Genomic DNA, 22367 nt, shown 5'->3' on the forward strand with positions numbered 1-22367 from the left:
GCTGCCGATGCTGCGTCGCCGACGACCCCGGCTGCGTCAGTCTGCCGGCTTCTTCCTGCCTCGCTGCTTCCCGGCGACACGCGTGCCGGACTCGTGTACCGCCCCGCTCGCGGAGCCAGTTGCCGTGCGCTTTCCGGTCGTCAGTACCTGCGCCTGTTTTGCGCCCTTGCCATATTTGCGCACCGAGCGCACGCCCTCGACCTGCATCAGCAACTCAATGGCCGTCAGCAGGCGGTCGATATCCTCGTTGCGCAAGTCCTTGACCAAGCGAGCCACCCGAATGGCCACGCCAGGCGGGAGGATCTCGTCATTCGAGGGGGCGACAGCATCCTCCATGCTGCCGTCCAGCCACAGCCGAGGCAAGCCGAGCTTGGCCTCGATGTCGCGGGCAAGCCGTTCGCCGATGCGCTTCTTTCCGGCCTTGCCTTCCGACGAAAAAACTCGGGAGAAATATGAGGGTTCGCGGTCGACGCGGTCCGCGAGGCGTGCGATCGAGCCTCCGAACTGTTTCTCCAGCACTTGGGCCAGGCGTTGTTCGCGCGTATCTTGGATGTCCATTACTCATTAAACCCGCGCATTACCTTAAGGTAAATTTTCTCCAGGTACTGTAAATTTAGTGATCAAGAGGTAATTTACGGAGCAAAAGGATCTTTCGCTCCCTTCTCGGCGCGATGGTTCGGCGGGTTCGCGCGACACTGACGCGGCAAGCCACGGGCGCGTCGGCACCCTGGTGGCTTCCGCGGATCGAGGATCCGGACTCGCGGCCGGCAAGTCAGGATGGCTACCAAGAAGGCTTGTCTTTAAATTTACCTTTGGGTAAATTATTGGCGTTAACTTGAAGCGGTATCAGAGCCCCGGCATTTCCATACCCGACGCCGGGCTGCATCGCGAGGACCAGGGCTTGTGTCCTCGCCGGTTCGGCCTGGTTGCGCCCATCGGGTCAACCCCGTATGCCGGGTCATGGTAGTCACGGGCTGGCACCACGCCGGCCCGGTCACGCCGCATTGCGTCACGGCGCCAAGTCCGCGCACCGGCCTCGTTGACCTCAAGCACCCGCAGGCGAACGATCACGACAAAGGAAACCTCATGCTTATCGGACTTTGCGGCCGTCCCGGCTCCGGTCGAGACCTCGTCACCAGCTACCTGACCTCCGCGAACCACACTTTCCTGACCGTCACGTTCGACGCCCCGCTGCGCCATATGATCCAGGCCTGCGCCGGCATCAGCGACGCGCAGTTCGACGCGGCAAGGCGCAATGATGTCGTTCCGACGCTAGGGAAATCGCCGGTACAGTTGCTAAACGCCCTTCGCGAGTCCTGGATCCGTGCCCGCATGGATCCGGAAGTGCTGGTCAATCACTGTGCCGAAGCGCTGGACCAGCTCGACGGCTGCGATGTGGTGGTACCCGACGTCGCCACCCATGCCGAGGCCGAATTCATTCATGCGCGCGGCGGCCGGCTGATCCGGCTCGTTTCGGAGCACGGGTACGACGTTGAACCATTGATCCGGCCACAACTGTTCGACTTCCAACTGCGTGTCAGCGACAAATGCTCTGGCTTGTATGAGGAGCTGGATGCGATCGTGGGCAAAAAGGCGTCCGCGGAGGCTGGCGCGTGAAAGGCCAGCCCTGTCCCGCGTCGGCGCCGGAACCGTCAGCCAACTTTATTCGCAATTCGGTTAGCGCCTAGCTAACATGAAAGCGCAAGCAATCGCACTCAACAGGTAAGCGGCGCAGGCTCCCAACCCCGCCCGGGCATGTTGCGATCAGCAATCCACGCCGGGCTCCGGCGCACCGGCAGTCGACGCGGCTGTCGCCTCCGCGCCTGCGACTGGCGAGTGCGGTATCAGATCCAGCACGGCCCCATCATGCTCGACGCGCCAGCCGTGCTCCTCTGGAGGTGCCAATCATGGTCAAGATTCAATTCATCGAACGCGACGGCCACCCCGAGTTCGCGGTAGTGCCCATTGAGGTGTGGGAGCGCATCAAGCGCCGGACCGGAGAGTGGGACGATGGCACGCTGCCCGGCCACGCCGAGGCGCGGGAAGACGGCTTTCGGATTCCCGCCGCCATACTGGACGCCGAACTCGCCGGCGACAACCCGATCAAGGCCTGGCGCGAATACCGCCGGATGACCCAGGACGCGCTGGCAACCGCGGCGGGACTCAGCAAGCCCTATCTCAGCCAGATTGAGAACCGCAAACGCGATGGAAGCGTGGAGGTGTTCCAGAGTCTGGCAGAGGCACTGCACGTGCCGCTGGATGTGTTGGTTGGGCGGGAGGGAAAATGAAACGCGCCCTCCAGCCGGCTCCACATTACCGTTGGCCCGCATAGGAAATTGAGGCAATCGCGTTGGCCCTCACCGATGCCACCGATGCCACCGATGGCAACTTCTGGACTCCGTCCAGTCCACTGACTATAACCGGTTCGGGGCTGAATCCGGTCCAAAGGAGGCGCAAACCATGAAGCCGCAACCGTTTGTCGTAACACCGAGCGCCTATCCTCGTGCGCTCGATGTGGTGGGCGAGAAGATTACGATACTGGCATCAAATGCCGCCACGCAAGGCTATGAGATTTTCTTGCAGCAAGGCGATGAAGGCACCGGACCGCCACCGCACAGCCATGACTGGGACGAATCCTTCTACGTGGTCAAAGGCAGTGTCGAAATCAGCTACGGCGGCAATACCCTGGCCGCCACGGCTGGCACGCTCGTTCACTTGCCCGCAGGCACGATTCACAGCTTTCACTTTGGCCCGGGCGGCGGCGAAATGATCTCGGTCACCGGCCAAACCGGGCACGCGACGCGTCTCTTCACCGCAATCGACCAGGAAATTCCTCCGGGGCCACCGGACGTCCCGAAATTGATTGCGATTGCGGAGAAATGCGGTGTGACGGTTGCGGGCTGATGGGCATTGGCGGTCCGATGCCGGGGCGGGTCAATCACCTGGAGTCCCCCGCCAACCGTTGGTCTCCTTGCCAGCACCACCCCGACCGGCACCTTGGTCAGCACAATCGTCGGATTGCTACCGTATCCCATACCTTCACGACGAAGATTTTCAGTATTGTTGCGCAATGAGCAACTATGCGTTTCGCAAACTAGGGTTTATAAGCATAGGGCAAACCCCTATCATGCAGCCTGTTGTGGAGTCCCCAAATTTTGGCGGCTCGATGTCCCCTTTCAATTCATCATGAATATCCAACGTTTCGTTCTGATTGCAGCCACTGTCGCTCTGACCGGTGCCCTGTCCGCTGCTTTTGCATTGGCCAAGGCTGGCGAGTTCGATGTGCGCACTGATGGCGCACGGGCCGGCAACTCCGACACGTACGCCGATGGCGCAAGGGGCGACACGTTCGCAACGTTCCCGGATGGCGCAAGGTCCGGCGGGTATATGTCCTCGTCTTCTTACGGCGCTCCGTTGTAACCAGGAGATTCGCAGGACTCCCCACTCCAGAGATGAAGGTGACAGCTTGGTTGTCACCTTTTTTCATTGAGTTCGGCGATCGACCGGACAGGTAGCGCTTCGCAATCAACCGCGCACGCGGCTCCTGGTTCTCCAGATCCGTCAGCCGCTTCCCCTGCACCGCCCGTGAGCGGTAAGCACTGAGCCGCAAACGTCCACGACGACGGCTAGTACGGTGCACGGTATCGAGACACGGCACATTGAGAAGATGGTGTGGACGGCCGACACCGCCGCGGCTCTTCAGACACGCAACGCACGCTAGTCGAATGATGCCCTATGGCGCTGTCCTCCCGGCGCGCCTACAACGGAAGCACCGCCCCACAGGACCAACCATGGCACCGTGCGCGCCGGCGCCGAAGCTGGCCGACCTCTCCCCCAAGCTGCTGTCAGAACGGAAACCGTTCCGCGCGCAGATGGCTGGCCTTTCGGCCTCAAGTACAAAACGTACCCCAGTCCGTTGTTTTCCCCCACCGCCGCCGTCACGTGGTGGCCGTTGCGTTTGGCGACGAGAGGCGGTGCGATTGTGAGGACCCGATGAGTGCCGTCATTCTTGAATCCGTACTGACCTGCCCGCACTGCGGCTTTGCCAAGCAGGAAACCATGCCAACGGACGCGTGCCAGTTCTTCTACGAGTGCAGCCACTGCAAGGCGCTCCTTCGGCCCAACTCCGGCGACTGCTGCGTATTCTGCTCATTCGGTTCGGTCAAGTGCCCGCCAATCCAGCAACAACGCGGGTGCTGTGGATAGAGCTTGGCGGAAGATTCTTGCGGACCGTGCCGCCGGCCGGCCTGCTGTATGTCCAAGACGTCGACGATGGGAATGGCCATATGACGATGCGCTGGCGCTGATACTTGAAGGGATCTGGGAAAGCGGGCTGACAGCACCTGCCAGTCCGGCGCGCGCTCGCCCGACCAGATTAAGGTCAAGCACCCCGGGGCAGTGCCGCCTGAACGAATCAAGCGGCAAAGATTCCGGAACGGGGCGCGGAGCTTTATGCGGCCGCATCCCGCGGATATGATGGTGGCAGAAGGGGCGCCGCTCTCGCCACGACGGAAGGCGCCATTACCGCAATCCGGTGGAATCAACGGGGACTTCACAATGAAAGCCTTCCGCATCGCTTCCCTTTTCCTTGCTACAGCCGCACTGTCCGCTCAAGCAGTTGAAGCACCTGAAAGCCAATGGCAGCGCGTTGGGTTGTCGCTAGTTGATCTTGTTGGACGTGGTTACGGCATTGCCGCGGTTACGAGCGATTCGTCTCCAAATGGGGTATCAACCGAAACCTTTTTCCTTCAAAAAGGCGAAAGCGCGTTCAAATGCATCGAAGTTCATGCCTATGATTCCAAGACGAAAAAATCTGCAGCGCTTTTTGATTGCTTCGAGCTGGTTACGCCCTACGTAATTCCTCGCACCAAGTGAAGCAAGTCTGCGGGAGGGTGCGCGCCGTCTGCCCCCCACTACACAGCCTGGCGGTAGGCCCCCACCGTAGCACTCAGCCTGACCTCACTCTCTTTTGATTGTCATGCATCCATCGCAACAGACAACGGAGGTGCGCGGAAGCGAAGTGAGTTTGTCCAGTGGCTGGCCCAACAGGGTGAGACCTTCAAAGAAGGTGGCAAACATGCCAAGGCCAACCTAAATGGCAAGCAAACGACGATCTCAAGACATACCGAACTGAAGATCGCTTCGGTCTTAACGGCCGCATTACTGTCGCTGGTACACGAAGGCAAGATCAACGCCGTCCATCGCGACGCATTTGATTGTCGCATCTGCGCACGCGCCGCACAGGTGCTTGCCCAGAATGGGCTCCCTGCCGGACTTTCCAAGAGGACCCGCATGTACCCCATCTCGCCCATCCGCCGCTGTGTCGCAACCCGCGCTCGCCGCGCTATCGTCCGGCCGCGCCACCACCGTGTGTTGCTGCGTCACTGGGGATTCTCCGAGCAGGAGACAGCAAGCCTGCTTCCCGAGCTGCCCTGCTGGACGGTCGCCTCGACTGGTCTCTGGAGACACACGACCCGAAGCAAGCGGACCTCATGATCCATCTTGTCGACGCGACTCGCCTTTCCGGCATCTCCGGCGGCGCACGATGGAATGCGATGGGGCCGGTCGATGTGCAATGGAACGGGCGCGCAAGCGCGGCGGCAGCGAGGTGGCGCTGGTGCTGGGCTCGACGCATCATCTGCCGCAAGACCGGGTGGGTTGCTGAATCCTCGCTGGCGCGCAAAACCTTGCCGGCGCGCTCGATGTCATTGCACGGACGACGATCGAGCCGCTACTGACCACGCCGGCAGACCGGGTCTGGAACATCCATGATCTGTCGGCGATGGACACCCTGTGCGTATAGTCACGGGAAAAAGGCCCCGGTCGCGATACGTTGGCCCGCAGGCCCGACGCCCCATCACCACCGCGTTGGACGTCGGCCATGTCGCGCCTGCCCGCGTCGCGGTGCCCCCCGAAGCCGGCGTCATGCTCGCCTGCGATGCCCCGAACCCGCTTTTGCATCACCGCCTGCGCCTGTTCCGGCGGGAACCGCGCGCATCGGATCTGACTGCCGAAATCCTGGTGGCCTAGTCGAGCGACGCTGTGATCTGCACGAACGGCCGTTTCGGAGAAGGCTGACTGGCTGTTGTTAAGGATTGTTTGATGTCTGCCCTCGCCTGCAGGACTGTGAGAGGGAGCGGCGCGTGTGGGCAGGCGTCGAACAATCCTTAACACAAACCGCCGTTCACATGCGTCGATGGTTGGACATTCAGGCGTCGGCTCCGCCCCGTAACCGGCCATCCGATTGTCAAGAACGAACCCTCACTCATCGGCAGTAACGGTCGCTCGCCGCGATCCTGCCGAATGGCAGAGACGGGGCGATCTGCGACCTTCGTTCTCCCCGCAGGTTGGCGATACAGTCTCCAGGTTCTTGCATCTGCATGGGCGCCGACGGCGCGCCCTACCCACTCCCCCAGCTTGCCGCATCAGGCGCGCATGCTCCTGTGCACGAATCTTCCCGATATCACGTTAAGCCTCCAGAAGCGGATTTGCCAGGGTCACCCGCGGATCCTTAGCCCCGTTTGTACAGACCTAAAATAACCGGAAAAACGTGAAACAGAGCCTCTTCGCAATTGCCGCGATGTCTACCTTCGTCGCGGTCTGCGCCAGCATTGGTAGCGCTGGCGCCACTCCTCCAACGATTGCTTCAAACCTCCCACGCACACCGACCATCAGGAAGGAAGCGTCTTCTTTTGCTTCGACTGCGATTGCGCTCACATCCACTTACTCCAGAACCGACCCGCGCCTCGAATTCTTCAATGCGCTCAACTCCCTGCGCATCGCAATGGGTGTAGGCGCGTTGCGGCAAGACGCCGCCCTGGACGCCGCGGCGGAGAACCACCTGGAGTATATGAAGCTCAACGCGGTGATGAGCCACACGGAGATCCCCGGGAATCCTGGTTTCACCAGTCCCGATCCGTACCAGCAAGTACTCACCGTGGGCGGCTGGCACAAGCAATGGGTTGGACAGAATGCTTACAACGGCGAAATTGGCCGCTGTCTTGCCACGATGGCGAACTCGGTTTACCACTTGCAAGGGATTACCAGCAATCAGGAGACCATCGGTCTCGCCATGCATGACAATTACTGCGTGACGAACTTTGGTGTGGTGACCGCAGCCGGAACCGGCGGCTATGGCCTCGCCCAATGGGGCGGCCAACAACTGCCTCCCGGCACTGGCGCCCACTACCCAGCCGACAATGCCAACGTCCACGGCTTGTTCATTCCTGGCAACGAGATCCCGAATCCAGCGCCCGATCTGGCCAGAGCCGGTCCCCCGATCATGTTTCGCGTCAACGTTGAAAAGCCATCTGACGTGCTGACGGTCTCGAACTTCATCCTGACGGGGCCTGGCGGCAGTCGCGTACCGGCTCGCATCCTGGTGCCTGCCGAATCCAAGGCTGGCTCGGTTGCTTCGGCTGTCGAGGACGCGAGCTTGTTTCGAGGGGTAGTGTTCCTGCTCCCCACGCAGCCCATCGCTGCCGGCACATACACAGCGACTTTCGTCGGCTCGCGAAATGATGTGGCGATCAACAAGTCCTGGAGTTTTACGGCATACTGACCAGCCTCTTCCGCGCATTCCGGCGGTCGGCCAACGGCAATCCCAACAGCAAAGGCATCACGATACCGTGGACGTGAAGGCATGGTGGCCTCCCACATGCTGTACGGCGTTGTGCGACCTGGTGCGCAACCGAGCAACGGTTGGCCAATGAACGGCGCATGCCTTCTTATGCAGACATGCAAAGCAAGGCATGCCGCGAAGCACCCACGTGGCTCTCTCTGCTACCGCCCGCCCCAACCTTCGCGACTCTCAGGGCGATGCGCTGAACAATGCAGTAGGCGGTCTGCGCCCCAACACACCGAAAAGAGGATGCAATCTAGGATAACCTTGCTTCGTCTTATTGTTGGCTGTTGCCATTCGCTCACACTTTCTATACGTTAACAAACGCTTACAACAGCCGACATCCGCGCCGACTATGCTTGCGGGGGCCAAAGATATCTTCCGGGGGGAATATCATGAATGCCCATCCTTTCATTGCGTCGCCACTGCGGCTGCTCGCATTGAGCAGCGCGCTGGCTCTTGCCGCCTGTGGCGGCGGGGGGGGCGGGGCGGNTGGCGACGGATCGTCGAGCAGCAGCAGCAGCAGCAGTAGCAATACCGGCACACTGAGCGTGTCGATGACCGACGCGCCCGCCTGCGGCTTTGATCATGTCTTTGTCACCGTCGACAAAGTGCGAGTCCACACCGATCCCAACGCCGACGTCAACGGCACCGGCTGGGTTGACGTCACGGTCAGCCCGGCACGACGGATCGACCTAGTGTCGCTCACCAATGGCGTACTGACGAACCTTGGCCAGACTCCGCTCCCTGCAGGCACATACCAGCAGATCCGCCTGGTGCTCGTACCGAACGGAGCGGGTGCGCCAGCCAATTCGGTGGTCCCCACTGGCGGGGCCGAACAGGCGCTCGACACGCCAAGCGCAGTGCAGAGCGGCATCAAAATCAACCGCCCCTTCACGGTCGCGGCCAATACGCTGAGCGACCTGGTGCTGGACTTCGATGCGTGCAAGTCGGTTGTCACGCGCGGCAACGGCTCCTTTGGCCTCAAGCCGGTGGTGACCGCAGTGCCGATGTTGGTAAGCGGATCCTTGACCGGTGTGGTTGCCTCGGCGCCGGGCGCCCAGGTCTTTGCTGAACGCAACGGCGTAGTGGTCAAGGCGACGGTTGCTGACGGCAACGGCAACTTCACGCTGTCGCCGATTGAGCAGAGCAGCACCGCCGGCAACGTCGATGTGGTGATCGTGCCAACGTCGACCACCGGGCGCGGCACCGGCATCGTCCGCGGTGTACCGGTCGTGGCAGGCAGCAGCACCGCCGTCGCAACCGCGGCGGCACCGCTCAACCTGCCGGCTTCGACGTTTGGCAGGGTTTCGGGCACGGTCACGCCGGCCAGTTCGGAAGCAACGATCCGAGCCTTGCAGCGAACCGGCGGCGGCACCTTTGAGATTGCCGCCACGGCGGCAGCGTCCGACACCGGCGCCTACAGCCTGTTCGCTGCGCAGCCGGCACTGCCGCTGTCTGGGCCTGCGGTTGGCACATACGTGGCCCCGCTGCCGGCAGGCGGTATCCCGCTGACGCAGGATGGCTCCGTGGCAGGCAAGTACAGCATTCAGGGTACCAGCAACTCCGGCACGGTCATCACCCAGCAGGTCACTGTGACCACGACGGGCCTGACCCAGAACTTCGCATTCTGATGCGCGGGTGCCAGTGCTGGCACCCAAATCCATCGAAAGAAAACACAGATGAAATTCCTATGCTTAACTGCACTGGCCGCTACACTCCTGGCCGGCTGCGCTGTCTATACGCCGGGGGTGGCAGTCATGGCACCGGCCGGCGTGGTCGTTGATCCAGGTCCCGGCCCCGGCTTTTGCCCGCCCGGACAGGCAAAGAAAGGACGCTGCTGACGAGCGGCACTACGTTTATTTCATGCACGTGCAAGACGAATAGAAGGAATCACATGAACAAGATCCGCTTGTATTCCCTGATTGCAGTGACAACCCTGACGGCCACCTCTATGGCCGCCCATGCACACGGTGGCGGAGGTGGCATGGGTGGGGGCATCAGGGCCGGCGGTGATTTCGGTGGGCGCTCGGCCAGCCATATCAGCGCCGAGGGGCTGCGCAATAGCAATGGCCCCGATGCGATGGACCGCGATAAAGGGCGGGCACGGGCCGCGGACCGCTCCAGACTGCAATCGGGTAGCCATCACACCAAAACCCCATCGCACGGCGGCAGGCATTAATAGAGAAGATAGAAGACCGCGCCAAACCGGGGGCTGACTAAGCGGCAAGGCGGTGGGCTTCTCCTCATGAGATGGGCGGATACCATCGTTCAACGTAAGATCGGAGCTGGTTATTGAGCACCGCGGTCCGGATTTGCAGCAGGTTGTGCGCGTGCCGAGGCCGCCAGGCCATTTGCTGCCGTTTGACGAACCGCTTGCTGATCACTGTGAGCGTCAAGTGCTCGGGAACGAGGACGCGTCGCCAAACCAGCGGGCTCAGGCCGCGCAGAGCAATTCGAAGTTGAAGGACGCAGGTCGCCGGCCCAGGATCGGAAGCCATGCGTGCATTGCGGGTGCCTCATCGGCCTCTCGCCAGTGGTCCGCTCGTTTGCCCCCGTTTTGGCGCGGTCTCCTGGCAGCCAGGTGACGACGGCCTCGTCGCCTCGTCCAAACAATGGCTACGCACCGTGGAAACCGGCCCGACGCGGAAGCGCTCAGCACACTAGGTGGAACGTCACCAGAGTCTTTGCGCCACGGCAAACTACGAGAAGGCCGACATTAAGGCTGACTGATACGGTCCGCGCACCACACGCTCTTCGAGCCCGCTCGCGTCGCCATCGACAATGCCTGCGCCCTCTCATCCGTCCAGAGTCTTTGCGCTATCGACTACGGCCAAACGTACTTCAATCGATGAACCCATGGGCGCGACCTCAGCTCAATAGCCGTTCAGTTTATTCAACCTGACATTCGTGGTTTGATATCCGCAACGATCGCGGGACATAGTTTCGCACGGGACATAGTCGAGCTATGGCCTGCAGGCCATAGACTTGAAAGCACCGTTCGCTACCTAGGCATCGAGGTGGACGATGCCCTAGAGATGGCGGAAGAAACCGAGGTTCCGGTTCGCCCTTATTCTTCTTGATATTTGAGCTGAGCTTCTTGGTATGTGCGCGTCCGCCGGGCGATAACCTGGGAGGCAAAGGGGGTGGCGGAATTTCCGAATACAGCAGCCGGCCACCGCGACATTCGCCTGTTGGCGCCCGCCGCAGCCGCTCTGGAGGAACAGAAGGCGCTGACGTTCATGACCGAGCTGGACGGCCCCGTATTCACGACCGCCGGAGGGGAGCGGTTCTCCGGGTCGCACCAAGTGTGGCGTGTCTGGCAGTCGGCGCTCAAGCGAGCGGGCGTTCGGTACCGAAATCCGTATCAGACCAGGCACACGTACGCCTCGATGATGCTGTCGGCTGGAGAGCACCCGATGTGGGTGGCCAAGCAGATGGGACACGCTGACTGGACGATGATCGCCCGGGTGTATGGCCGCTGGATGCCGTCGGCAGACGCCGAAGCGGGCAATCGGGCCGTGGAGAAGTTCGCTGGAAATGCTGGCAAGTTTGCTGGCAAATCCACTGCAAAAACCGGCAAAAACGGGCTAAATTTTTGACAGCCAGAATACTTAAACCGTTGATTTTAAAAGGACTTTGGTGCGAGGGAGGGGACTCGAACCCCTACACCATTGCTGGCGTCAGGACCTAAACCTGGTGCGTCTACCAATTTCGCCACCCTCGCAGTCCCTGCGGCGTGCATCCCTGGCGGGAGGCCGCTGTGCTCGTTGATTTGCAGGCGGGCCAGGCAGCGATGGGAGTGATCACAAAGCACAAAAGCAAACAGGCGGCTGAAACTGCCCGCCTGGCTTTGTGTTACCCGTGCTGCCGGCGCACTTTGCGCATGCAGCGCAACGAGGCAGCGGATTCTAGCGCAAAGCGCCGCGGGAATCCAGCCCCCTCGTGCTACCTGAGGCATCTGGCTGGCCGTCGCCTCCGTTCAGCGCCTGGTTTTGATAAACGCCAGCACAAGCACGGTGGCGCCAGCCTCGAGCGCAGCGACAAAGTACAAGCCCGCCGAGAGCCGCCCGGTACTGGTCTTGAACCACCCGATCATGTACGGCGCAACGAAGCCTGCCAGGTTGCCGATCGAGTTGATCAGGGCAATCCCGCCGGCTGCGGCGGTACCGGCCAGAAAGGCTGAGGGCAACGACCAGAACACCGGGAAAGCCGCCAGAATGCCAATGGAAGCGATGGTCAGCGCAATCAGCGCCAGTACCGCGCTGTGCAGCCACATGCCGGTCAGGACCAGCCCGGCGGCGGCCATCAGCGTGGCCAGCGCGCAGTGCAGGCGGCGTTCGCCGGTGCGGTCGGAGTGGATGCCGTTCCAGACCATGGCAAGCGTGCCTGCGATAAAGGGGATGGCGGAGACCAGTCCGATCTGCAGGTTGCCTTGTACGCCTAGCTCTTTGATGATGGATGGCGACCAGAAGGCGATGGTGGCGTTGCCGCTGACCACGCAGAAGTAGATGGCGGCGCAGATCCAAACGCGCGAGTTGGTGAAGGCGGCGCGCAGGGAGGAGTGCTTGGCGGGGTCGCGGTTTTCGGCTTCGATCTCGCGGGTTACGAGGTCGCGTTCGCTGGCGGTGAGCCATTTGGCGCTGATGGGCTTTTCGGGCAGGTACATCAGCACGGCGATGCCGGCGAGTACGGAGGGGATGCCTTCGATGACGAACAGCCATTGCCAGTTGGCGAGGCCGTCGACGCCTTCCATGCTGCTCATGATGAAGCCGGCCAGCGGGCCGCCGATGACGCCGGCGATGGCGAAGGAGGTCATGAACAGGCCGTTGATGCGTGCGCGGCGCTGGGCCGGAAACCAGTAGGTCAGGTAGAGCACGACGCCGGGGAAGAAGCCGGCTTCGAATACGCCCAGCAGGAATCGCAGGGCGTAGAACTGCATCGGCGTCTTGACGAAGATCATCGCCATGGAGGCGAAGCCCCACAGGATGGTGATGCGGGCGAGCGTGCGGCGCGCGCCGATCTTTTCCAGCAGCAGGTTGCTGGGGACCTCAAACAGGAAGTAGCCGATGAAGAAGATGCCGGCGCCGAAGCCGTACACGGCTTCGCTGAATTGCAGGTCTTGCAGCATCTGCAGCTTGGCAAAGCCGACGTTGACGCGGTCAATCCAGGCGAGCACGAACAGGAAGACGAGGAAGGGGATCAGCCGTACCGCGATCTTGCGGTAGGCCTCGTTACGCTCGGCCGGGGTGTGGGCCGGGTTCTCCACGGCGACAGGGGCGCCGGTCATCACGGAAGACATCGGTGGTACTCCTTGGGTGTTGATTGACGGGGCCGCGCTGCTTGGTCGCGGCCCTCGGTTTTTCCGCCTGCTTACCGCAGCGCGGCTTCGATGGCGCCGGCTACCTGCAGCACGCGCGCGTCGCTTCCGTTCAGGCCGCCTACGCTCAGGCCGATGCCCTGCCCTGCCGCCGGCAACGGCAGCGATACCGCACAGCCGTCGAGGAAATTGAGCACGCTGGGGTTGCGCAGCACCAGGCCGTTGGTGGCGAAGAAGGCTTCGTCGCTTTCCAGCGCGTCCAGGCGCGGCGGGCGTACTGCCACGGTGGGCATCAGCCAGGCGTCGGCTTCGCGCAGCAGGCCGGCGGCGCGGGCCTGCATGGCGCGGCGTTCGGCCAGCAGTTCGATGTAGTCGGCCGCGCCAAGCTGTTCGCCGCGGCGGATGCGCATGGCGACGCGCTGGTCGTAGTCGTTGCCGCGCTCGGCCAGCAGTTGCTTGTGCCAGTGCCACGCTTCGGCCGCGGTCAGGCCGCCGCCGGCGTTGATCTGCGGCAGGCGCTTGAGTTCGGGGAAGTCGAACGGGATGATCCGCGCACCGAGCCGCGACAGCGTGGCCAGCGTTGCGTCGAAGGCTTGCGCCACCTCGGCGTCGAGGCCGTCGCAAACGAAATCGCGCGTCACCAGCAGGCGCAACCCTGCCAGCGGCGCGGGCCGGCTGTCCAGCGTTTCGCCGCTGACGATGGCGTCGAAGGCCGCGCAGCAGGCAACCGAGCGTGCCAGCGGGCCGGCCGAGTCGAGCGAGGTCGACAATGGCACGGCGCCGGCCAGCGGCACCCGGCTTGCGGTTGGCTTGAAGCCTGTCAGGCCACAGAACGCACTGGGGATGCGGATGGAGCCGCCGGTATCTGTGCCGAGCGCGGCCACGGCCATGTCGAGCGCCACGCTGACCGCGCCACCCGACGTGGAGCCGCCGGCGATGCGTGCTTCGTCGAAGGGCGTGCGCGGCGTGCCGTAGTGCGGGTTCAGGCCGAGCCCGGAGAACGCGAACTCGCTCATATTGGTGCGCCCGATCAGCACGGCGCCGGCAGCGCGCAGGCGTGCCACCACGGGTGCGTCGGCGCTCGCGGGGGCGCCGGCCAGTGCTTTCGAGCCAGCGCGGGTTACCTGTCCTTGCACGTCGAACAGGTCCTTGATGGAGATCGGCAGCCCGGCGAGCGGCGATGCCACCAGCCCCGCGGCGCGGGCCTGGTCGGCTGCGCGGGCCGCGGCGAGCGCGCCAGCGGCGTCGACTTCAAGGAACGCGGCGCCGCCGCCGTTGCGGTGGGCGTCGATACGGGCCAGAGCCTGCTCGGTCAGCGCAACGCTGGTGGTGCGGCCGGCAGCCAGATCGGCGGCGAGCGCGGCGATGGTTGGCAGCGCGGCGCTCATGGCGCCACCGCCAGGCATTCCACCCGATAGGCATGGCGCAGCGTGCGCTTGCGTACCGGATCATGCAGTTCCACTTCGAAGGCTTCGCCGCTGCCCAGTTCGCCGATCACGGCTTGCGTGCCGCAGAACATGGCGGTGCCGGCCGGCAGCTTGTCTTCGCCGGTCAGGCGCCGGATCAGGTCGCGCGGGTCGAGCAGGCGCGTTACCAGGCCTTCCTGATAGAGCTCGCGCTGACCGTTGCGAGTGCGCCAGCAGCGCATCTGCAACTGGTCCCAGTGCGCTGCCACGTCGGCGAAGCGCCAGAGTTCGGTACCCAGGGGCTTGGCGCACATCTGCTTGGAGACGGTGACGTCGTAGGCTTCGACCTTGCGGTCGGTGTGGTCGGAGCCCACACCGATGTACATCTCGTCCTTGGCCGCCAGCAGCACGAATTCGATTTCTCCGGAGGAATCCTCGCGCGGCACTTCGAGCAGCGCGTCGGTGGTCAGCAGCGAGGCGGCCAGCGGGTAGAAGCAAGGCACGGTGGTGGGCGGCTTGACGCCGATCTCTTCGAGCTCGCGGATGTGATGGTTGACGGCGTCGGCGTCGCGGCCAGTCCAGCCGGCGATGATGAGGCGCTGGATATCGAGGACGAGTTCGCCCTCGCCGGCTACCTGGAAGTGAAGTGTCGGCATTGGTTACTACCTTATCTGTTGCGGAGAAAATCGGTCAGATGGTCCGGATGATGTTCTTCCGGAATTCGTCAATGTGTTCGCGGATGGCCTCGCGCACCGCCGGTACGTCGCGCCGCTCAAGGGCGTCGATGATCACCCGGTGCTCCTGGTAGACGTTTTCCAGGTGCTGCGGGTCGGATAGCGAGAGAAACCAGAAGCGCGCCTGCTTCTCATGCAGGCTGCGCAGCAGGTCGGCCAGCACGCGATTGCGCGAGGCGGCCGACATGGCGGTATGGAATTTGAGGTCGAGCGCGGCGAGGCCGGCGATGTCGCGCCGCGCGATCAGGTCGGGAGAGCGCTCGACAATCTCGCGCATGGCCTTGAGATCGCTCTCGTGGGCGCGCTCGCATGCCAGCGTGGCGCACAGCACTTCGTTGGTGGCGCGCACTTCGATCATGTCGAGCACTTCATTGAGCGACAGCGGCGATACCAGCACGCCCTTGCGCGGCATGATCGACACCAGTCCTTCCACTTCCAGCCGGTGCAGCGCCTGATGCACCGGCGTGCGGCCCAGTCCGAGCAATGCCGCGACCTGCGCCTCGTTCAACGGCTCGCCCGGCCGGAACTCGCAGGAAATGATGCGCCGCTTGATCTCGGCATAGGCATGCTCGCGCATCGCGGCGCCGGTCGCCGCCCGCGATGGCGGATCAGCATTGTGATCAGCGCCGCCGACCAGCCGGATCGGGTTCGACATGATGGTTCCTGCGTGTTGAAGTTGTTGTGATACTAGTCTGATATTTCACTGAGCGTCAACCTGTGTTGGCTGCGGGTAAACACTTAAACCTGTGGCACCCGCATGGGCTGCCTTGTCATATTCTTGCTTCATCGCCCACCACGCTTCCATTCTCATATCGTCCGAAAAGTCTTACTGGACAATGATTTCCGGCAAATTCCGGAGACACGTGCGGCGAAAATCCGGCAGCTTTAGCGGCGCCGCTATTCCCAACGGAAGCCGGGCCGAATATCATTGATGCCAATCCATAAAATCGATAATCGATACAGTCGTATATTGGTGCAATATGCATTCATCGTGGTGCAGACTCCCAGCGATGGTGCCGCCACGATCGGTACGACGACGACGCGGAACCCGAACATGACCCGGCAAGACAAGCAGGAACCCAGCAACGGATCGCCAGACACCCCAAAAGAAAGCGGCGAAGAAGCCACTCGCGCGGACCCGCTGTTCAACCAGTCGCTGGAGAAAGGCCTGGATGTCCTGCGGGCCTTCAGCGCGGTGCATCGCACGCTCACCCTGGCCGAACTGGCCAGCCTGACCGGCATGACCAAGAGCTCCGCGCAACGCACCGTGCATACGCTGGAGACGCTGGGCTATGTGGCCAAGCACCCGCAGACGCGGCGCTTCCGGCTGACGCCCAAGGTAATGGAAATCGGCTACAACTATCTGTCCGCGGATGCGTTGATCCAGGCCGCCAGCCCTTACCTGTCGCAGCTCGCCAACGCCAGCGGCGAGACCGCCAACCTGACCGAGCCGGTCGGGCTGGAGATGGTCTACGTGGCGCAGCTGATGACGTCGAAATACATCCCGGTGCTGACGCCCGTCGGCATGCGTATTCCCATGTACTGCACCAGCAGCGGCCGCGCGTATCTCAGCACCCTGCCCGACGAGCAGGTCATGGCGATGCTGGAGAATTCGGCGCGCGTGGCGCGCACGCCGGCCACGCTGACCGATGTGGCGGCGATCTTCGAGACAGTGGTGGCTTGCCGCAGGGTGGGCTATGCCTGCAATAACGAGGAACTGTTCCTGGGCGATATGGGCGTGGGCGCGGCCATCGTCAACAGCCAGGGGCAGGCGGTGGGCGCGGTGCATGTATCGCCGCCCGCCAGCCGCTGGAGCATGGCCGAGGCGCAGAAGAAGCTGGCGCCGATGGTGATCGAATGCGCGTGGGCGATCTCGCGTTCGATCGCCCACTGAGATTGACGCGCGGCGGCGCGGGCGGCGCGCCTTAGCGCGCGTGCTCCAGCATCGCTTGCAGCAGCACGTTCGCGCCGGCCTCGATGTGCTCGGGCAGCGCATCTTCCAGCTCGTTGTGGCTGATGCCGTCCTTGCACGGCACGAAGATCATGCCGGTGGGCGCGCGCTGCGCCACGTAGACGGCATCGTGCCCTGCCCCGCTGACCACGTCCATATGCGGCAGCCCCAGCGCGGCGGCGGCGCGGCGCACGCTGTCCACGCATTCTTGCGCGAACACGCACGGCTCGAACTTCACCACCTGGCGGATCTCCACGCTCACCGCGCCGCGTTCCGCGATCTCCGCGAACGTGGTCCGCATGGCTGCGTCCATACGGTCCAGCCCCGCCTGCGACAGATTGCGGAAGTCCACCGAGAAATCCACCCGCCCGGGAATCACGTTGCGTGAGTTCGGCGTGACCTGCACATAGCCCACCGTGCCGCGCCCGTGCGGTGCCTCGGCCACGGCGATGCGATTGACCTCGTCGATCATGCGCGCCGCCGCCAGCATGGCGTCGTGGCGCAGCGCCAGCGGCGTGGGGCCGGCGTGGGCGTCCATGCCGGTCACGGCCACGTCATACCATTGCTGGCCGAGCGCGCCGGAGACCACGCCGATCGGCAGCCCGGCGGCTTCCAGCACGGGCCCCTGCTCGATATGCGCCTCGAAGTAGGCGGCGAACATGCCGCCCGGCACTTCGCCCACGGGCTGTTCGCCGCGATAGCCGATCTGCTCCAGGGCCTCGCCTACGCTGATGCCGTCCAGGTCGCGCTGGCCGCGTATGAACTCCGCCCCGAACACGCCGGCAAAGGCGCCCGAGCCCATCATCACCGGCGTAAAGCGGGTGCCCTCTTCGTTGGTCCAGAACGCCAGCTCCAGCGGCGCGCGGGTGACGATGCCCTGGTCGTTGAGCGTGCGCATCACCTCCAGGCCCGCCAGCACGCCGAAGTTACCGTCGAACTTGCCGCCGGAGGGCTGGGTGTCGATATGACTGCCGGTTGCCACCGCACGCGCACCGGGATCGCTGCCCGCGCGGCGCGCGAACACGTTGCCGACCTCGTCGGTACGCACGGCGAGCCCCGCTTCGCGGCACCAGCCGACCACCAGGTCGCGGCCCTGGCGATCCAGCTCGGTCAGGGCGATGCGGCACACGCCGCCCTTGGGCGTCGCGCCGATCTGCGCCAGGTCCATCAGCGATTGCCACAGGCGTGCTGCGTTGATGCGGGGAAGGTATTGCTGGTCCATGTCGGGAAGCCGGTTGGTTGGTTGGGAGACAGGCAGGGATCTCAGCAAAAAGCAGGCCATAGGCGATGCGAATCCTTTGGTCCATGTTTCATACATGGCCGGCGAGGGAGAGACGGCGGAACACCAGCGGTCAGCCTTGAAGCGCCACGAAACGCGGCTCGAAATGCAACTCGAAACGCAACTCGAAACGCAACTGGCATGTGACTTGCTTGATTACCTCCGACTACCCTTCCCCCACCCAGGAGCCTTGCCCGTGACCGTCTTTTCTTCCGACCCCGTAAGAAGCGTGAAACCCGGCCTGAAAACCTTCGCTGCCGCCGCTGCCATTGCCTCCGTCTCCCTACTTGCGTTGCCAGGCACGGCGATGGCCGAGAAGGTGCTGCGCATCGGCATGACCGCCGCCGACATCCCGCGCACGCTGGGCCAGCCCGACCAGGGCTTCGAAGGCAACCGCTTTACCGGCATCCCGATGTACGACGGGCTGACCCAGTGGGATCTCTCGAAGGGCAACGGCCCGAGCCTGCTGATTGCCGACCTGGCCACGGAATGGAAAGTCGATGCCAAGGACAAGACCAGGTGGGTCTTCAAGCTGCGCCCCGGCGTGAAGTTCCACGACGGCTCGCCGTTCAATGCGGATGCCGTGGTGTGGAACGTGGGCAAGGTGCTCGACAAGACCGCCAGGCAGTTCGATCCCAGCCAGGTCGGCGTGACCGCCTCGCGCATGCCCACCTTGCGTTCGGCCAGGAAGATCGACGACCTGACCATTGAGCTCATCACCTCGGAGCCTGACTCCTTCCTGCCGTACAACCTGAGCAACCTGTTCATGGCTTCGCCCACGCAATGGGAGAAGAAGCTCGCTGCGGTACCGGCCTCGGTGACGGATCCGGCGGAGCGTTCCAAGCAAGCGTGGGTAGCCTTCGCCGCCGACGCCTCGGGCACCGGCCCGTTCAAGATGAGCCGCTTCGTGCCGCGCGAGCGGCTGGAACTGGTGAAGAACGCGCAGTACTGGGATGCCAGGCGCGTGCCCAGGATCGACAAGGTGGTGATGCAGCCGATGCCCGAAGCCAATGCGCGCACCGCCGCCCTGCTGTCGGGCCAGGTCGACTGGATCGAGGCGCCGGCACCGGATGCGGTGGCGCAGATCAAGAGCCGCGGCTTCGAGGTCTACGCCAATGCGCAAGCGCATATGTGGCCGTGGCAGCTGTCCTTCGCGCCCGGATCGCCCTGGCTCGACAAGCGCGTGCGCCAGGCCGCCAACCTGTGTGTCAACCGTTCCGGCCTGAAGACGCTGCTGGGCGGCTATATGGCCGAGGCCAAGGGCATTGTCGAGCCGGGCAACCCGTGGTGGGGCAATCCCAAATTCGATATCAGGTACGACGCCAACGCCGCGCGCAAGCTGATGCAGGAAGCGGGCTACTCCGCCGCCAGGCCGCTCAAGGTGAAGGTGCAGGTATCGGCTTCGGGCTCTGGCCAGATGCAGCCGCTGCCGATGAACGAGTATGTGCAGCAGAACCTGAAAGAGTGCTTCATCGACGTCGATTTCGACGTGGTCGAATGGAACACGCTCTTCACCAACTGGCGCATCGGCGCCAAGGACCCGAGCGCGCACGGCGCCAACGCGGTCAACGTGAGCTTTGCGGCGATGGATCCGTTCTTCGCCATGGTCCGCTTTGTCAGCACCAAGACGCAGCCGCCGGTCTCGAACAACTGGGGCTACTTCGGCAACGCGGAGTTCGACAAGCTGATCGAAACCGCGCGCACCTCGTTTGACGACAAGGGGCGCGACGCGGCGCTGGCCAGGCTGCATGCGCGCATCGTGGAAGAAGCGCCTTTCGTGCTGATCGCGCATGACGTCGGCCCGCGCGCCATCTCCAGGAAGGTCAAGGGCGTGGTGCAGCCGCAGAGCTGGTTTATCGACATCGCCACCATGTCGATGGACTAAGCAGCGCATTACGCAGCTCGCGTGCGTGGCCGGTCCCGGGCCGGCCACGCACAGCGCAATCAAGAGAATGTCCGGCCGGCACGCATCGGCCAGTCACCCCGCAAACCACGGCAGGCGCCCGCGCCTGCCTTCCCGGCCACGATCATGTTCTACCTGCTGCGCCGCTTCATCTATGCGATCCCCATCCTGCTAGGGGTCGCCCTGCTCTGCTTCTCGCTGGTCCATATCGCACCAGGCGACCCGCTGGTGTCGGTGCTGCCGCCCGATGCTTCCGAGGACCTGCGCCGCCAGCTCACCGCGCTGTATGGCTTCGATAAGCCCTTTCTCGAACAATTCCTGCACTGGCTCACCCGCGCGCTGCATGGGGACCTCGGCACCTCCATCGCCACCAACCGCCCGGTGATGAGCGAAGTGATGACGGCGGTGATCAACTCGGTCCGGCTGGCCGCGGTGGCCACGCTGATCGGTTTTACCTTCGGCTGCCTGTTCGGCTTCGTGGCCGGCTACTTCCGGGATTCCGCCGCAGATCGCACCGCCTCCTTCCTGTCCGTGTTCGGCGTGAGCATGCCGCACTACTGGCTGGGCATGGTGCTGGTGATCGTGTTCTCGGTCTTCCTCGGCTGGCTGCCCGCCACGGGAGCGGGCCCGGGTGGTTCCGGCGACTGGGCGTGGGACTGGGAACATATCCAGTACATGGTGCTGCCGGCGGTGACGATGTCGGTGATCCCGATGGGCATCGTGGCCCGCACCATCCGCGCGCTCGTTGCGGAAATCCTCTCCAATGAATTCATCGTCGGCCTGAAGGCGCGCGGCCTGTCGGAACTGGCGGTGTTCCGCCATGTGCTGAAAAACGTGGCGCCTACCGCGCTGTCGGTGATGGGCCTGCAACTCGGCTACCTGCTGGGCGGCTCCATCCTGATCGAGACCGTGTTCTCCTGGCCCGGCACGGGTTTCCTGCTCAACTCGGCGATCTTCCAGCGCGACTTCCCGCTGCTGCAGGGGACCATCCTCGTGCTCGCCGTGTTCTTCGTGCTGCTGAACCTGCTGGTCGATGCGCTGCAAACCCTGTTCGACCCGCGCATCCAGCGCAACTGACGCCGTAATTGACGCTATCAAGGAATCCGGGAGTCTCCATGGAAATGACTTTGACGAAGCCCGCCGCGCTGCCTGTCGTGCAGCGTTCGCCAGGCTACTGGACCACCGTAGGCCGGCGCCTGCTGCGCAACAAGCTGGCGATGCTGGCCGCGCTGATCCTGCTGGCGCTGGTGCTGATGGCGATCTTCGCGCCAGTGCTGATGCCGGCGGATCCCTACGCCGCTTCCATCCTCAAGCGCCTCAAGCCCGTCGGCACGGAGCACTACCTGCTTGGCACCGACGAACTCGGGCGCGACATGCTGTCCCGCCTGATGCTGGGTGCCCGCCTGTCGCTGTTCATGGGCATTACGCCGGTGCTCATCGCCTTCGCGGTCGGCAGCGCGCTGGGCATCGTGGCGGGCTACGCCGGCGGCTGGACCAATACCGTGATCATGCGGCTGGTCGATATCCTGTACGCCTTCCCCTCGGTGCTGCTGGCCATCGCGCTGTCGGGCACGCTGGGGGCGGGTGTGGGCAATGCGCTGCTGTCGCTGACCATCGTGTTCGTGCCGCAGATCGTGCGCGTGGCGGAAAGCGTGACCACGCAGGTACGCAACCGCGAGTTCGTCGACGCGGCACGCGCCTCGGGCGCGTCGTCGCTGACCATCGTGCGCGCCCATGTGCTCAACAACGTGCTGGGACCGATCTTTGTCTATGCCACCAGCCTGATCTCGGTCTCGATGATCCTGGCCTCGGGCCTGTCCTTCCTGGGACTTGGCGTCAAGCCGCCCGAGCCGGAATGGGGCCTGATGCTCAACACGCTGCGCACGGCGATCTATACGCAGCCGTGGGTTGCCGCGCTGCCCGGCGCGATGATCTTCCTGACCTCGATCTCCTTCAACCTGCTCGCCGACGGCATCCGCTCGGCGATGGAAATCAAGGACTGACGCCATGACCGATGCCATGACCGACACCCTGCTCAATGCCGACGTGGGCGGCCCGGCGCAGCCGCTGGTGATCGCGCGCGACCTGATCAAGCACTTTCCGCTCAAATCGAAGCTGCCCTGGCAGCGCGGCGGCGAGGTTCGCGCCGCCGA

At 63.6% G+C, this 22367-nt stretch carries 20 protein-coding genes, 1 tRNA gene and 2 pseudogenes; 15 read left to right on the forward strand and 8 right to left on the reverse strand.

What is annotated here, in order from left to right; all coding sequences use genetic code 11:
- Positions 1–36 precede the first annotated feature (36 nt).
- A complete protein-coding gene (locus CF70_RS33975; protein ID WP_152561911.1) occupies positions 37–519 on the reverse strand; it encodes a hypothetical protein in 483 nt (160 codons plus the stop codon).
- A 441-nt stretch (positions 520–960) separates the two neighbouring features.
- Between CF70_RS33975 and CF70_RS25045 the strand changes: the two genes are divergently transcribed.
- The 9 genes and pseudogenes from CF70_RS25045 (at position 961) to CF70_RS25080 (ending at position 9803) form a co-directional block, all read left to right on the forward strand.
- A complete protein-coding gene (locus CF70_RS25045; RefSeq protein ID WP_152561912.1) occupies positions 961–1617 on the forward strand; it encodes a hypothetical protein in 657 nt (218 codons plus the stop codon).
- Between the two features lie 290 nt (positions 1618–1907).
- Entirely contained in the window at positions 1908–2288 is a 381-nt protein-coding gene (locus tag CF70_RS25050; protein ID WP_035870989.1) for a helix-turn-helix domain-containing protein, read from the forward strand.
- A 172-nt stretch (positions 2289–2460) separates the two neighbouring features.
- Positions 2461–2904, forward strand: a complete 444-nt coding sequence (locus CF70_RS25055; RefSeq protein ID WP_035870991.1) for a cupin domain-containing protein — start codon at positions 2461–2463, stop codon at positions 2902–2904.
- Positions 2905–3186: 282 nt separating this feature from the next.
- The gene (locus CF70_RS25060; protein WP_035870993.1) at positions 3187–3420 is read left to right on the forward strand and encodes a hypothetical protein; all 234 of its coding nucleotides are present in this window, start codon (positions 3187–3189) and stop codon (positions 3418–3420) included.
- A 573-nt stretch (positions 3421–3993) separates the two neighbouring features.
- Entirely contained in the window at positions 3994–4206 is a 213-nt protein-coding gene (locus CF70_RS38270; protein ID WP_081862342.1) for a GDCCVxC domain-containing (seleno)protein, read from the forward strand.
- Between the two features lie 351 nt (positions 4207–4557).
- On the forward strand, positions 4558–4875 hold the full coding sequence (locus CF70_RS36255; RefSeq protein ID WP_152561913.1) for a hypothetical protein: 318 nt from the start codon (positions 4558–4560) through the stop codon (positions 4873–4875).
- A 1675-nt stretch (positions 4876–6550) separates the two neighbouring features.
- On the forward strand, positions 6551–7561 hold the full coding sequence (locus CF70_RS25070) for a CAP domain-containing protein (protein WP_035870996.1): 1011 nt from the start codon (positions 6551–6553) through the stop codon (positions 7559–7561).
- A 553-nt stretch (positions 7562–8114) separates the two neighbouring features.
- Positions 8115–9255 (forward strand): annotated as a pseudogene (locus CF70_RS25075) (DUF4382 domain-containing protein); the annotation flags it as partial.
- A 263-nt stretch (positions 9256–9518) separates the two neighbouring features.
- Positions 9519–9803, forward strand: a complete 285-nt coding sequence (locus tag CF70_RS25080; RefSeq protein WP_051648937.1) for a hypothetical protein — start codon at positions 9519–9521, stop codon at positions 9801–9803.
- 64 nt (positions 9804–9867) lie between these two features.
- Here CF70_RS25080 and CF70_RS36265 read toward each other — a convergent pair whose 3' ends face one another.
- A complete protein-coding gene (locus CF70_RS36265; RefSeq protein ID WP_152561914.1) occupies positions 9868–10122 on the reverse strand; it encodes an IS1096 element passenger TnpR family protein in 255 nt (84 codons plus the stop codon).
- Between the two features lie 645 nt (positions 10123–10767).
- On the opposite strand from CF70_RS36265, the gene CF70_RS25085 reads away from it, so the two are divergent.
- Positions 10768–11223 (forward strand): tyrosine-type recombinase/integrase, encoded by a 456-nt coding sequence (locus CF70_RS25085; protein ID WP_235185197.1) that lies wholly within the window; start codon positions 10768–10770, stop codon positions 11221–11223.
- A gap of 38 nt (positions 11224–11261) precedes the next feature.
- Here CF70_RS25085 and CF70_RS25090 read toward each other — a convergent pair.
- From CF70_RS25090 to CF70_RS25110, 5 genes are all read right to left on the reverse strand, one after another.
- Positions 11262–11348: transfer RNA gene (locus CF70_RS25090), tRNA-Leu, on the reverse strand.
- Positions 11349–11603: 255 nt separating this feature from the next.
- Positions 11604–12923 (reverse strand): MFS transporter, encoded by a 1320-nt coding sequence (locus CF70_RS25095; protein ID WP_035871000.1) that lies wholly within the window; start codon positions 12921–12923, stop codon positions 11604–11606.
- A 71-nt stretch (positions 12924–12994) separates the two neighbouring features.
- Complete coding sequence (locus CF70_RS25100; RefSeq protein WP_035871002.1) at positions 12995–14329, reverse strand: amidase; 1335 nt, start codon at positions 14327–14329, stop codon at positions 12995–12997.
- A complete protein-coding gene (locus CF70_RS25105; RefSeq protein WP_035871004.1) occupies positions 14326–15003 on the reverse strand; it encodes a DUF2848 domain-containing protein in 678 nt (225 codons plus the stop codon). The genes CF70_RS25100 and CF70_RS25105 overlap by 4 nt, the downstream gene beginning before the upstream one ends.
- A gap of 34 nt (positions 15004–15037) precedes the next feature.
- Positions 15038–15736 carry a GntR family transcriptional regulator gene (locus CF70_RS25110; RefSeq protein WP_035871006.1) on the reverse strand — a complete coding sequence of 233 codons (699 nt, stop codon included), beginning with the start codon at positions 15734–15736 and terminating at the stop codon, positions 15038–15040.
- A 399-nt stretch (positions 15737–16135) separates the two neighbouring features.
- Here CF70_RS25110 and CF70_RS25115 point away from each other — a divergent pair, with 399 nt between their 5' ends.
- On the forward strand, positions 16136–16975 hold the full coding sequence (locus tag CF70_RS25115; protein WP_051648944.1) for an IclR family transcriptional regulator: 840 nt from the start codon (positions 16136–16138) through the stop codon (positions 16973–16975).
- A gap of 31 nt (positions 16976–17006) precedes the next feature.
- Here the strand turns inward: CF70_RS25115 and CF70_RS25120 are convergent, their stop codons facing one another.
- On the reverse strand, positions 17007–18254 hold the full coding sequence (locus CF70_RS25120; protein WP_035871008.1) for a Zn-dependent hydrolase: 1248 nt from the start codon (positions 18252–18254) through the stop codon (positions 17007–17009).
- 364 nt (positions 18255–18618) lie between these two features.
- Here CF70_RS25120 and CF70_RS25125 point away from each other — a divergent pair, with 364 nt between their 5' ends.
- The 4 genes and pseudogenes from CF70_RS25125 to CF70_RS38275 all read left to right on the forward strand — a co-directional run.
- A complete protein-coding gene (locus CF70_RS25125; protein WP_235185202.1) occupies positions 18619–20196 on the forward strand; it encodes an ABC transporter substrate-binding protein in 1578 nt (525 codons plus the stop codon).
- A gap of 144 nt (positions 20197–20340) precedes the next feature.
- Positions 20341–21291, forward strand: coding sequence for an ABC transporter permease (locus CF70_RS25130; RefSeq protein ID WP_081862343.1), 951 nt, complete (start codon positions 20341–20343; stop codon positions 21289–21291).
- Between the two features lie 38 nt (positions 21292–21329).
- Positions 21330–22217: an ABC transporter permease gene (locus tag CF70_RS25135; protein WP_035871010.1), complete on the forward strand. Its 888-nt coding sequence runs from the start codon at positions 21330–21332 to the stop codon at positions 22215–22217.
- A gap of 16 nt (positions 22218–22233) precedes the next feature.
- Positions 22234–22367, forward strand: a pseudogene (locus CF70_RS38275) (sn-glycerol-3-phosphate ABC transporter ATP-binding protein UgpC); the annotation flags it as partial.

It is taken from the genome of Cupriavidus sp. SK-3, assembly GCF_000611145.1.
Lineage (GTDB): Bacteria > Pseudomonadota > Gammaproteobacteria > Burkholderiales > Burkholderiaceae > Cupriavidus.

Bases quoted from the DNA above. Each gene is read 5' to 3' on its own strand.
- CF70_RS25120 (WP_035871008.1), bottom strand. From the start codon at position 18,254: ATGGACCAGCAATACCTTCCCCGCATCAACGCAGCACGCCTGTGGCAA.
- CF70_RS25045 (WP_152561912.1), top strand. From the start codon at position 961: ATGGTAGTCACGGGCTGGCACCACGCCGGCCCGGTCACGCCGCATTGC.
- CF70_RS25100 (WP_035871002.1), bottom strand. From the start codon at position 14,329: ATGAGCGCCGCGCTGCCAACCATCGCCGCGCTCGCCGCCGATCTGGCT.
- CF70_RS25080 (WP_051648937.1), top strand. From the start codon at position 9,519: ATGAACAAGATCCGCTTGTATTCCCTGATTGCAGTGACAACCCTGACG.
- CF70_RS25050 (WP_035870989.1), top strand. From the start codon at position 1,908: ATGGTCAAGATTCAATTCATCGAACGCGACGGCCACCCCGAGTTCGCG.
- CF70_RS36265 (WP_152561914.1), bottom strand. From the start codon at position 10,122: ATGGCTTCCGATCCTGGGCCGGCGACCTGCGTCCTTCAACTTCGAATT.
- CF70_RS25135 (WP_035871010.1), top strand. From the start codon at position 21,330: ATGGAAATGACTTTGACGAAGCCCGCCGCGCTGCCTGTCGTGCAGCGT.
- CF70_RS25105 (WP_035871004.1), bottom strand. From the start codon at position 15,003: ATGCCGACACTTCACTTCCAGGTAGCCGGCGAGGGCGAACTCGTCCTC.
- CF70_RS25055 (WP_035870991.1), top strand. From the start codon at position 2,461: ATGAAGCCGCAACCGTTTGTCGTAACACCGAGCGCCTATCCTCGTGCG.
- CF70_RS25095 (WP_035871000.1), bottom strand. From the start codon at position 12,923: ATGTCTTCCGTGATGACCGGCGCCCCTGTCGCCGTGGAGAACCCGGCC.
- CF70_RS25125 (WP_235185202.1), top strand. From the start codon at position 18,619: ATGGCCGAGAAGGTGCTGCGCATCGGCATGACCGCCGCCGACATCCCG.
- CF70_RS25060 (WP_035870993.1), top strand. From the start codon at position 3,187: ATGAATATCCAACGTTTCGTTCTGATTGCAGCCACTGTCGCTCTGACC.
- CF70_RS25130 (WP_081862343.1), top strand. From the start codon at position 20,341: ATGTTCTACCTGCTGCGCCGCTTCATCTATGCGATCCCCATCCTGCTA.
- CF70_RS36255 (WP_152561913.1), top strand. From the start codon at position 4,558: ATGAAAGCCTTCCGCATCGCTTCCCTTTTCCTTGCTACAGCCGCACTG.
- CF70_RS38270 (WP_081862342.1), top strand. From the start codon at position 3,994: ATGAGTGCCGTCATTCTTGAATCCGTACTGACCTGCCCGCACTGCGGC.
- CF70_RS25110 (WP_035871006.1), bottom strand. From the start codon at position 15,736: ATGTCGAACCCGATCCGGCTGGTCGGCGGCGCTGATCACAATGCTGAT.
- CF70_RS25115 (WP_051648944.1), top strand. From the start codon at position 16,136: ATGACCCGGCAAGACAAGCAGGAACCCAGCAACGGATCGCCAGACACC.